The 11,462-nt window shown below is 72.3% G+C and carries 8 protein-coding genes; 4 read left to right on the forward strand and 4 right to left on the reverse strand.

All coding sequences use genetic code 11. From position 1 onward, the window contains the following. Positions 1 to 44 precede the first annotated feature (44 nt). A complete protein-coding gene (locus WMF27_RS12435; protein ID WP_437944159.1) occupies positions 45 to 2,978 on the forward strand; it encodes a DEAD/DEAH box helicase in 2,934 nt (977 codons plus the stop codon). A gap of 135 nt (positions 2,979 to 3,113) precedes the next feature. Then, positions 3,114 to 3,671, forward strand: a complete 558-nt coding sequence (locus WMF27_RS12440) for a hypothetical protein (RefSeq protein WP_437768650.1) — start codon at positions 3,114 to 3,116, stop codon at positions 3,669 to 3,671. Positions 3,672 to 3,698: 27 nt separating this feature from the next. Here the strand turns inward: WMF27_RS12440 and WMF27_RS12445 are convergent, their stop codons facing one another. Continuing rightward, on the reverse strand, positions 3,699 to 4,052 hold the full coding sequence (locus WMF27_RS12445) for a response regulator (RefSeq protein ID WP_012235137.1): 354 nt from the start codon (positions 4,050 to 4,052) through the stop codon (positions 3,699 to 3,701). Positions 4,053 to 4,061: 9 nt separating this feature from the next. Then, positions 4,062 to 5,279 (reverse strand): sensor histidine kinase, encoded by a 1,218-nt coding sequence (locus tag WMF27_RS12450; RefSeq protein WP_437768649.1) that lies wholly within the window; start codon positions 5,277 to 5,279, stop codon positions 4,062 to 4,064. A gap of 280 nt (positions 5,280 to 5,559) precedes the next feature. Here WMF27_RS12450 and WMF27_RS12455 point away from each other — a divergent pair, with 280 nt between their 5' ends. Continuing rightward, the gene (locus tag WMF27_RS12455; RefSeq protein WP_437944160.1) at positions 5,560 to 7,149 is read left to right on the forward strand and encodes an SDR family NAD(P)-dependent oxidoreductase; all 1,590 of its coding nucleotides are present in this window, start codon (positions 5,560 to 5,562) and stop codon (positions 7,147 to 7,149) included. Between the two features lie 160 nt (positions 7,150 to 7,309). After that, complete coding sequence (locus WMF27_RS12460) at positions 7,310 to 7,450, forward strand: hypothetical protein (RefSeq protein WP_437768647.1); 141 nt, start codon at positions 7,310 to 7,312, stop codon at positions 7,448 to 7,450. A 44-nt stretch (positions 7,451 to 7,494) separates the two neighbouring features. Here WMF27_RS12460 and WMF27_RS12465 read toward each other — a convergent pair whose 3' ends face one another. Together WMF27_RS12465 and WMF27_RS12470 are read right to left on the reverse strand one after the other, a co-directional pair. Next, complete coding sequence (locus tag WMF27_RS12465; protein ID WP_437768646.1) at positions 7,495 to 8,631, reverse strand: hypothetical protein; 1,137 nt, start codon at positions 8,629 to 8,631, stop codon at positions 7,495 to 7,497. Position 8,632: 1 nt separating this feature from the next. Further along, the gene (locus WMF27_RS12470) at positions 8,633 to 11,461 is read right to left on the reverse strand and encodes a TonB-dependent receptor domain-containing protein (RefSeq protein ID WP_437944161.1); all 2,829 of its coding nucleotides are present in this window, start codon (positions 11,459 to 11,461) and stop codon (positions 8,633 to 8,635) included. Position 11,462 lies beyond the last annotated feature (1 nt).

The following is an 11,462-nucleotide window of genomic DNA, read 5'->3' on the forward strand; positions in this document are numbered from 1 at the left end:
GTGAGGGCGCTGCGTTCGGACGGGAGGATCGCGGCGATGTCATCGTGGTCCGCATCAAGGCGGCCGGGCAGCCCGTTGCACCCACCGTCACCCTCTACCCAGCGGACGCCGAGTGGACGTGCGACTGCGGTGGAAAAATCGACCCCTGCGCGCATGCTGTCGCGGCGACGCTGTCGCTCTCGCAACCGGCCGCGCAAGGCCAGCCGGCCGCGCAAGGCCAGCCGGCCGCGCAGGGCCAGCCGGCTGCGCAGGGCGGCGCGACCGCAGCGGCTGCGCCGCCGGCGCGGCTGCGGTACCGGCTCCGGCGCAAGGGGCTCGTGCTCGCGCTCGAGCGGATGATCGTGCACGCGAGCGGCGCCGAGGAGCCGCTCCGGGTCTCGCTCGCCAGCCTCGCCGGCCGCGCCGTGCGGGCTCCAGCGAGCCCCGAGCGGCCGGGGCCGAGGCTGCCCGAGCTCTACCCGACGCACGAGGACCTGGCGGTCGACCGCCTCGTGGGCACGAAGCAGCACGGCTACTTCCCCTCGGATCGCCAGCCCGAGCTCTTCGCGGCGCTGGCGGGCGTCGCGGACGTGGAGCTCGACGGCGCGCCCGTGCGCGTCTCCAGCGAGGCGATCGGCCCCCGCGCGGCGGTGCGCGATCACGACGATGGCGCGGCGCTCATCGTGGAGCGGGACCCGCGCGTCGACGAGGTGATCGCGTCGGGGGTCGTGCGGTGCGGCGGCACGCTGCACCTGCTCCGGGAGATGGACCTCACGGGGCCGAAGCTCGAGCGGCTGCCGCTCCGGCGGGTGTTCCCGCGGGGGGACCTCGGCAAGCTGGTGACCGACGTCCTGCCGGAGCTGACCAAGCGCGTCCCTGTCACCGTCCAGAGCCAGCGCCTGCCGCGCGCGGGCGGCGCGTCCCGGCCGCGGATCCTCCTGGAGCTCAGCCAGAAGGAGCACACGCTCTCCGTCGTGCCCAGCCTCGTGTACGGCGACCCGCCGGAGGCGCGCATCGAGAACGGCCGGCTCGTGCACCTGTCCGGCGCCGTGCCCGTCCGCGACGAGCCCGCGGAGCGCATGTTGCTGGTCCGGCTGCGCGACGAGCTCCACCTCATCCCGGGCCGCCGGGTCGACTTCGACGGCGTCGAGGCGATCCGCTTCGCCTCGCGCCTCGAGTCGTGGGACGCCCGCGCCTTCGCCGACGCGCGCGGCGAGATCTTCGGCAAGGCCGCGCTCGTGCCGCGCTTCGTCATCGAGGACCGGGCCTTCGACGTCGAGTTCGAGCTCTCGGCGGGGCGCGACGGCGACGAGGGCGACGGCGCCGGCGCGCCCTCGAAGCGCGCGGACGCGACGGCCGTGATCCGCGCGTGGCAGGACGGCCTGCCGCTCGTGCCGCTCCTCGGCGGCGGGTGGGCGCCGCTGCCCTCGGCGTGGCTCGACAGGTACGGCGCGCGCGTCGCCGATCTGCTCGCGGCGCGGCGCGAAGACAAGGAGGTGCCGCCCGCGGCGCTCCCGGCGCTGGCCGCGCTGTGCGACGAGATCGAGTACCCGCGCCCGTCGGGCTTCGACAAGCTCATGCCGCTGCTCGACGGCTTCGCGTCGCTCCCGGAGGCGCCGCTGCCCTCCGACCTGACCGCGACGCTGCGCCCCTACCAGCGACGGGGCGTCGACTGGCTGTCGTTCCTGCGCGACGCCGGCCTCGGCGCGGTGCTCGCCGACGACATGGGGCTCGGCAAGACGCTGCAGACGCTCTGCGCGCTGCGCGGGCGGACGCTCGTCGTGTGCCCGCGCAGCGTCGTCCACAACTGGGCCGACGAGATCCGGCGCTTCCGTCCGGGCCTCCGGTTCGCGATCTACCACGGCACGCGGCGCGCGCTCGACCCAGCGGCCAACGTCACGCTGACGACGTACGCCGTGCTCCGCAACGACGCCGAGCTGCTCGCGGCGCAGGCCTGGGAGGCCGTGGTGCTCGACGAGGCGCAGGCGATCAAGAACCCCGACAGCCAGGCGGCGCGGGCGGCGTTCGCGCTCCGCGCCGAGCTGCGCGTGGCGCTGAGCGGCACGCCGGTCGAGAACCGGCTCGAGGAGCTCTGGAGCCTGCTCCACTTCACGAACCGCGGCCTGCTCGGCGGGCGGAGCGCCTTCCAGGAGCGCTACGGCCGGCCGATCGCCGAGGGCGTGCAGGGCGCCGCGGCCGAGCTGCGGCAGAAGATCCGCCCCTTCGTGCTGCGGCGGCTGAAGGGCGAGGTGGCGCCGGAGCTGCCGCCGCGGTCGGAGATGGTGCTCTACTGCGAGCTCGAGGAGGCAGAGCGCGATCTCTACGATGCGGTGCGCGCGGCCACCCGCAAGGATGTCGTGGAGAAGCTCGCGGAGGGGGCGAGCGTCATGGCGGCGCTGGAGGCGCTGCTCCGCCTGCGCCAGGCGGCCTGCCATCCGGCGCTGATCCCGGGATCGAGCGCCGGCGGCGCGGCGCCGGCGGCGCGGAGCACGCCCTCCTCCAAGGTGACGCGGCTGATCGAGGCGCTCGAGGAGTGCGTCGCGGACGGCCACAAGGCGCTCGTGTTCTCGCAGTGGACCTCGCTGCTCGACCTCGTCGAGCCGCACCTCGGCGCGGCGGGGATCCCGTGGAGCCGCCTCGACGGCGGGACGCGCGACCGCGCCGGGGTGGTCAACGAGTTCCAGTCGCCGGTCGGCCCGCCGGTGATGCTCATCTCCCTCAAGGCGGGCGGCACCGGCCTGAACCTGACCGCGGCGGATCACGTCTTCCTGCTCGATCCCTGGTGGAACCCGGCGGTCGAAGATCAGGCGGCCGATCGGGCCCACCGCATCGGACAGCACCGGCCGGTGATGGTCCACCGGCTCGTCGCCAAGGACACGGTGGAGGAGGGGATCCTCGCGCTGCAGGAGCGGAAGCGCGCGATCGCGGGCGCCGCGCTGGGCGAGGCGGACAGGGCGGCCTCGCTGACGCGGGAGGATCTGCTCGCGCTGCTGGGGTAGCGCACATCGATCGCGGCCTTCCGCGCGGCGCTCCCCGCCGTGTCGTCGCTCGCGGGACGGGCGCATCGCCGCGGCCTCTGCCTCTGGCGGTGCACGCGTTGCGCGCGTTGAGCGGCCATGGGATGAGCGGGCGTGATGCGAACGTTCATCCTCCCCCTCGCCGCGCTGCTGGCGCCGCTCGCTGCGTGCAGCGGCAACGGTCCGCGCGAGCCGGCGCCCGAGCCGTCATCACCCGTGGAGCCCCCGGAGCCGCTGTCCACCGCGGCGCCGGGCGCGCCCGCGCCGCAGGCTTCGGCCACGGTCACCGCGACGACGCAAGCGCCGGCCACGACGGCGCGGACCGCGACCACCGCGCCCGGCGAGGAAGCGCTGTTCGGCACGTGGAGCTCCGCCGCGTGCGGTCCGCGCAAGTACGAGCGCCGGCTCTCCCTCGCGAAAGACGGCAGCTTCGTCGCCGAGGATCGCGTCTCTCCCTGCCCGCCGAGCGTGGTGTGCGTCTGGTCGGGCATCGTCCATCGCAAGGGGGCGTTCAAGCGCGCCGACAGGACGCTCCTGCTCTCGGTCTCCGAAGGGTCGCAGGGGCCGGGCGCTCACCCGTTCCCGACCACGCTCACCATCGATCCTTCGACGGGCGCCCTCGCCGAGACCGGAGAAGGCGGCGCTTCCTGCCCCTACGCGCCCGCCGGCAAGTAGCGTCCTCTGTGCGCGAGCGCACCGCTCTCAGCACCCGCACGCCTTCTGGACCGCTCCAAGGAGGGCCTCGTAGCGGATCGGCTTCCTGAGCAACGGTGTTCCGGGCGGCGGGGACGTGATCGACGCGGCCGACAGGACGACGACCGGGATGCCCGCGAACCGCGCGTCGCGCCGCATCCGGTCGATCAACTCCACACCGTCCATGACGGGCATCAACAGGTCGACGAGCATCATATTCGGCCGCTCGCCGCGCTCGAGCAGCGCGAGCGCCTCCGCTCCGTTTCCAGCCGTCATGACGCTGTAAGCACCGTCTTCCTCCAGCGCATCGCGGAGCGAGATCTGGATATCCTCGTTGTCCTCCACCAACAGGATGTGCTTCATCGTGTCAGCTTAAGAAGATTTTGTCTCGGTGTCATCGAGGTTCCCACGTTGTCGAGGCAACTCCACGGTAAAGGTCGAGCCGACGTCAGGTTCACTCGCGACGGACACCGTCCCACCCATGGCCTCGACGACCTGCCGCACGATCCACAGCCCGAGGCCGAGCCCGCCGTAGTGCCGCTCCGAGACCGCGCGCTCGAACTGGTTGAAGATGATGGCCTGGTGCTCGGGCGCGATGCCGATGCCCTGGTCCGTGATCGTGAGCCACGCGCGTGCGTCGCTCGACCACACGGTGATCGTGATCGGACGTCCACGGCCGTATTTGAGCGCATTGGTGAGGAGGTTGTTCACCACCTGGTCGAGGCGCCTGCGATCCCAGCCGCCCGTGGCGTCGGCGGCGAGCTGGAGCGACATCGAGTTCCTGGCGAGGTCGTATTTGTGCTGCTCGACCACCTCGCACACGACCTCCGCGAGGTCGACCTCCTGTATCTGAAGCTCGATCCGTCCAGCGGCGATGCGCGAGACGTCGAGCAGGTCGGAGACGAGCCGTTCCAGGCGATCGATCTGCCGCTCCACGACCGATAGCTTGATGACCAGGCGCTCGGGCGTGAGGCGGTCCGCGCGCGCGGCGCGCGCCGCGCGAAGCACGCTCTCCACCTCGGCGCGCAGCGGCGTGATCGGTGTCTTGAGCTCATGGGCCGCGACGGCGAGGAAGATCTCTCGCGCCCTCACGGCCTCTCGCGCCTGCTGGAGCATCACCTCGCGCTCCTCCGCGGCGATCTTCTGCTCCTCGTAGAGCGCCGAGAGCGGGCGGTTCAGCTCCTCCCTGCGGAGCTCGTGCGCGCGTGCGGCGCGCGCGGCTGTCGCCAGCGCGACCACCTTGGGGAGCAGCGGAATGAGCAGGATCGCGGTGCCGACGGAGGCGATCGCCGTGATGGCACGGAGGGCCCCGTCCAGCCAGTGCAGCGGCTGCCAGATGACCCATGCATCCATGAAGTGCGTGAACCCACAGGCAACGATGAAGGTGCCGAGCGCGAGGTACACCCACTGGAAGGGGATGTCCCGGATGCGCCGGACCAGATGGGCGAGGGTCAGGGAGATCGAGAGATAGGCGAAGCCGATCACCAGGTTGGTGATGACCTGCAGCCAGACCATGCCCGGCTGCCAGAGGTAGCAATGGCCATGGGGCATGAATTCCGTCGCGAACAGACTATGTGGCGACTCGAGCATAAGTTCCTCTGCTGGAGTTTCCGAGGGCTCAGGGGATGTGCGGGCATAGTGTACAATCCTCGGCTGGCGAACAGGACGCGGCTCGCGCGGCTCGTCCACGGGGCTCCGGGCGCGGCGCGATGCGATGCGGCGCGATGCGATGCGGCGCGATGCGATGCGGCGCGATTCGACGCGATTCGACGCGATTCGACGCGATTCGACCAGAAGGAGCGCCCGGCAGGACCCGAAGCGCCGCTGCGGCTCGCGCGCGGTCTCCCGCGTGCTATGCACGCACGCTTCGATGAGTCCCGACCGCGAAGCCGCCGGCGCAGGCCGCCCGTTCACTGCCGCCGATCTCGACGCTTGCCTCAAGGTGCTGGAGGCCCTGGCCCTCGATCGCGCGCAGCTCGCCTCCATCAGCTCCGAGGACCGCCGCCGGCTTCTCCTGGCCGCCGGCCGCGTCTCGCGCCCCGAGCGCGCCGAGCAGCGGGAGCTCGCCAGGGCGTTCCGCAAGCGCGACCGGCACGCGCAGAAGTCCGCCGACGCCGCCCTGCTCGATGCGGTCGGCATCCGCGTCGCCCGCCGAGAGCCGGTGTTCCGCACGCCGGACGCGCTCGCCCCGGCCGCGCCCCCGCTGTCGTGGGCCGACCCCGCCGAGGAGCCCGCGTCGCGGCCCGAGGCCACCGAGGAGCCCGGGCCGCCGGCCGAGCCGGGCGCGCCAGAGCTCGCGCGGCCGCGCAAGTGTTACGTCTGCAAGGCAGAGTTCCGCAAAGTCCACTTCTTCTACGACGCGATGTGCGCCGCGTGCGGCGACTTCAACTACCGCAAGCGCAGCCAGACCGCGCCGCTCGACGGCCGCGTCGCGCTCGTCACGGGCGCGCGCGTCAAGATCGGTTATCAGGCGGCGATCATGCTCCTCCGCGCCGGCGCGCGGGTCATCGTCACGACCCGCTTCCCGCACGACGCCGCGCGCCGCTTCTCGGCGGAGCGCGACTTCGACGCCTGGGGATCACGGGTCGCGATCTACGGCCTCGATCTCCGGCACACGCCGAGCGTCGAGCTCTTCACGCGCCACCTCCTCCACACGCTCGACCGGCTCGATTTCATCATCAACAACGCCTGTCAGACCGTGCGGCGACCGCCGGGCTTCTACGGCCACCTCATCGAGGGCGAGACCGCGCCCGTCCACTCCCTCCCGCGGGGCGCTCAGCCCCCGCTCCGCGAGTACGACGCGCTCCGCGCGTGCGGCACGCTCCCCCTCGTCGCCGGCGCCGACCCCACCGCAGGCCTGCGCGAGCCCGCCTTGCTCTCCCAGATCCCGGCTCCGGGCGATGAGCGCCTCGACGAGCTGCTCTTCCCCCAGGGGCGCTACGACGCCGATCTCCAGCAGGTCGATCTCCGGACGCTGAACAGCTGGCGGCTCACCCTCGCCGAGGTCCCGACCGTCGAGATGCTCGAGGTGCAGCTCGTCAACGCGGTCGCCCCCTTCGTCCTGAACTCCCGGCTGAAGCCGCTCATGACGCGACGGCCCACGTTCGACAGGCACATCGTCAACGTCTCGGCGATGGAGGGGCAGTTCTACCGCCGTTACAAGACGGACAGGCACCCTCACACCAACATGGCGAAAGCCGCGCTCAACATGATGACGCGCACGTCCGCGCCCGATTATGTGAAGGACGGCATCTTCATGAACAGCGTCGATACCGGGTGGGTCACCGACGAGGACCCCGCCGCGCTCGCCGCGCGCAAGCTCGAGGAGCACGGCTTTCATCCGCCGCTCGATATCGTCGACGGCGCCGCCCGCATCTGCGACCCCATCTTCTCCGGTCTGCTCAGCGGCCAGCACGCGTACGGCCAGTTCTTCAAAGACTACATGCCGACCGATTGGTAGCCGCCGCCGCCCGCGCCAGGGCGCGCTCCTCCTTCGCCTACGACCGCCCGCGGAGGCGCCCGGCGCCGAGCTGGTCGAGGTGGGCCCGCTCGTGCGATCGCGCGTCGGTCCGGTCGGTCGCGCGGTCTGCCTGACACTCCGTAGGCGCGTCTCCGACGGCATGTTGAGCCCGCTCGACGCCGCGGATCCCTTTCTGGACACTCGAGATAGCCCGCTGATGAGCGACAACGCGCTGTGTGCCGCGCGCGACCCCGCGCAGCTCATCGACCAGCTCGCGCAGATCGAAGCGGGCTGCGGCTGATCGATCGCCGCGGCCCCCGCCGCGGGGGGGCCGCGGGGCCGCCGTCACTCGACGCGGACGAGGCGCCGCACCACGGACGAGCCGCCGCGCGCGTCGCGCAGGACCGCGGTGATCGTGGCGACGCCCGGCTCGGCAGGCGGGATCCACGTCACGGCGTGATCGCCGATGTACCCCTCGTTCGCGTCGCTCACGAGCTTGATGCCCCCGTCGAGATCGCCCAGATCGGCGAAGTAATCGACCCAGACGATCTCCTTCAGCGCCTGCTGCTGCGCGCTGGGATCGTCCTCCGCTACGTCGGGATCGACGATCGCCTCGAGCTCGTAGGTCGTGCACTCGACGAACGGATCCTCCGCGCTGCAGCCGGCCTCGCGCCGCGCCTCCGCGCTCACGCGGCAGCGCTGGACGGTGGGGATGTCGGCGAAGTCCTCTGGCAGGGGCTCGCCGTCGAGCGTGAGCCCCTGCACCTCCGGGTTCGCGTTCTCGCGACCCCCCTCGAAGGCGTAGATCTGCGTGTAGCCGGGCACGAAGCTGTCCGGGCCGAGCCGGCGCCCGCCGCTGAAGCAGGCGGCGGGGAACGTCCCGGCGCGGCCGGTGCCCTGGTCCTCCACGAGGCCGAGCTCCCCGGTGCAGGCGACGAAGAAGACGTACGCGCTCCCGAAGGCCGGACCCCCCGTGGCGGGCGGCTTGCGGCCGGCGAGGATGTCGTCGCTGAGCGTGATCGTGTACGTGTCCCCGAAGCCGGGGCGCACGCCGTTGAGGTCGGGCAGCGGGACCGTCGGGTCGCCTCGCTCCACCCACGCCTCGATCTCGGAGGCGATGCCCGCGAGCTGCGCGTAGCAGCCGTAGTAGTCGTCCCCGACGGGGTTCTCGCACCCGCCGAACCAGTAGACCGAGACAGGGCGCGACCCGTCCTCGGGGCCGCCCAGCCCGTCCTGGTAGTGGATCCGGAAGGTGACCTGGTCGCCGGGGTTGGCGTACGGCTTGTCGGCGACCACCGCGAAGACGCGGAGCCCGCCCACGAGGCTCGGCGGATCGAAGCCCGCGACACAGCCCGCGGCGATCGCAGGCGACGCGATCGCCGCGAGCGCGAGCGTCCCCAGCACCGCGCGCCGCCACCGGCGCCCGCGGCGCTCGGGACGCTCGCGCTTCGACGCGCCGTTCATCGCCTGCGCCCCGCGCATCTCAGAACTCTCCTCGCATCCCGAAGCTCGGGAGGATGGGCAGCCCCGTGACGTACTGTCGGGCTGTATAGTTGTAGTTGTACTGAATCGCCTCGCTGTTCGCGTTGTTGTAGACGTTCTGCACGTCGAGGTAGGCCGAGAGCCGCCAGGTCTTGAACTTCCACGTCTTGTCCAGGCGCAGATCGAGCTGGTGGAACGCCGGGAGCCGCTCGCTGTTCGGGCCGGAGAACGGGATGGGCGTATACGTCCCGGTGGGCGCGTAGAAGAGCGCGTTGGTGCGGTACGGGTCGCAGCTCTGCTCGTTGACGTTGCACACGTTGGGCGTGACCAGGTTGCCGGAGACGAGCCGGAACCGGGCGCCGAACTCCCAGCCGTCGCCCAGGCGGTAGCTGCCGAGCACCGTCAGGATGTGGGTCTGATCGAAGGAGACGAGCCGCTCCGGCTCGCCGGGCTCCGGCACCCGCGTGCTGCGGGACAGCGTGTACGCGGCCCAGCCGAAGAAGCGATCGTCGGGCTTGTACTTGAGCAGGAACTCGCCGCCGATGACCCTGCCCGAGCCGACGTTCTGGTAGTCGAGCTGGATCGACCCGGGTCGGTTCACGCCGACGACGAGCTCGTCGAGCTGCTTGTAGAACCCCTCCGCCGACGCTTCGATGTGCCGGGTCAGCTCCTGCTCGACGCCGGCCGCGTAGTGCAGCGCCCGGGTCGACTTCAGGCCAGGGTTCCCGAGCGGCGGGATCACCTCCTGGAACTGCGGCGGCTGATGGAACACCCCGAGGCCGCCCTTCACCGTGGTCCGCGGGAACCCGGGGACGACGTCGAAGCGCCCGTTCACGCGCGGGCTCACGGTGACCTGCTGGTTCAGGTCCTGGTAGTCGACGCGCAGGCCCGGGACGATCTTCGCCCGAGGGGTCGGGGCGAGCTCGAGCTCGGCGTACGCGGCGGGGTAGAAGAACTCGCCGTCGCGCGAGACCTCCTGGAGGGTGCGCGTCGAGAACGGCTGGTTCGGCGGCTCGCCGGGGCGGTTCGGCCCGGGGGCGCGGAGGTTCACGGCGTAGAGGCCGGCGAAGACGTCGAGCCCCGCGTTGAACACCGTGCCCTTCGAGATGCGCCGCGCGTACTCGAGGCGGCCGGAGATCGTCTTGAGATCGAGCTGGAAGTAGATCGGCCCGATCCCGAAGTCGGCGTCGTCGCGCGCGATCGCGAGCACGCCGTCGAGCCGGTCCTTGTCGGTGAGCTCGTGATCGTAGCGGAGCTGGAGCCGCTGAAACGCCGTGTGCAGCCCGACGTTGCCGGAGAGGGCCGGCTCGTTGGGCGCCGGGTCGCTGAGCAGCAGCTCGAGGGCGTCGTCGGAGCCGAAGAACGTGAGGCGCACCCGCGAGGAGGGCGTGGGCTCGGTCTCGAGGAGGACCTGGTAGTCGTAATAGACCGGCGCCTGCGTGACGCCTGCGCCCGCGGCCTCGAGCACGGGGCCGAACGACTCGCCGATGTAGCTCCGCCGCCCTGCCACCATGAAGCGGGTGTTGTCGAGGAACGGCACGGGGCCCTCGAGCAGGACGCGCGCGTCGATGAGGTCCATCTGCGCGAGGCCGTGGAGCCTGCCGTCCTCCTTGGGGGAGCGGAGGGCGACGTCGACGATGCCGCCCTGCACCCGGCCGTACTTGGCGCTGAAGTTGCCGGGGTAGAAGTCGATCCGATCCAGCATCTCGGTCGGCACGACCGAGGAGAGGCCGCCGAAGTGGTAGATGAGCGGCACCTGCGTGCCGTCGACGAAGGTCTGCGTGTCCTGCGGGCCGGATCCGCGGACGATGAGCAGCCCTGCGATGCTCGGCGGGCGGGCGACGCCCGGCAGGTTCTGCAGCGAGCGCAGGGCGTCGCCGTTCGTGCCGGGGATGCGGTTGATCTCGCGCTGCTCGATCGTGCGCTTCGTGACCTCGCGCGGCGGCCGCTTGCCGCGGACCGTGACCTCGAGGCCGTCGCCTTGCGGAACGAGCCGGTACTTCACCTCGAGCTGCTCTCCGGGGGCGAGCGCCTCCTCGACGGAGAGCGGCTCGAAGCCGGGCGCCGCGATGGTGACCTGGTAGCGCCCCGGCGGCAGCGCGGCGAAGGCGAAGGCGCCGCCCTCGTCGGTCGTGAGCTCCGGCGGCGCGGCGGGCGTCGCTGCGCCCGCACCCGCGCCCGCGCCGGCGATCCGCGCGACCGAGACGGTGGCGCCGGCGAGCGGGACGTCGCCCCCGCTGGCGAGCACGGCGCCGCGGAGGCTCTCGGCGGGCCTCGCGGGCTCCCCCGCGGCCGGCGGCGGCGAGGCCGTCTTCAGGGTGAACGAGTAGCGGTACAGGATGCGGGCCGGGGCGGGGGTCCCGTCGGCGCGGCGGGCGGGCTCGAACTCGAGCTTCTGGGCCGCGGCCAGCGCCGACTCATCGAACCCGTGCCCCGCGCTCTCGACGATGACGGCGTGCTTCACGCGCCCGTCGCGGTCGATGTCGAGCTGCAGGGTGACCGACGCTTCGCGCCCCTGCTTCTCGGCCTCCGGCGGGTACTCCGGGGGCGTGTAGTTGAGCGCCCGCGGCGGCGTCGCCTTCCCCGCCGGCGCGGCCGTGGAGGCAGGCGGCGTGACGAGCGCGCCGCCCGGGCCTCGGGGCACGGCCGCCCCGCCCCCGGGCGCCTGCGGCGCCGCCTGCCCGTCCTGGCCTTGCTGCTGCGCCTGCGCCGGGGAGGGCGAGAGGGCGGCGAGCAGCGAGAGGAGCGCCGCGGCGGCCGGCCTGCGATCGCCGCGCGCGCGCCGGTCATCGATGCGGATGGAGGCGGCGGGCGCCTGCGTGGTCACCACG

Source organism: Sorangium sp. So ce281, assembly GCF_051527395.1.
GTDB lineage: Bacteria > Myxococcota_A > Polyangia > Polyangiales > Polyangiaceae > Sorangium > Sorangium cellulosum_B.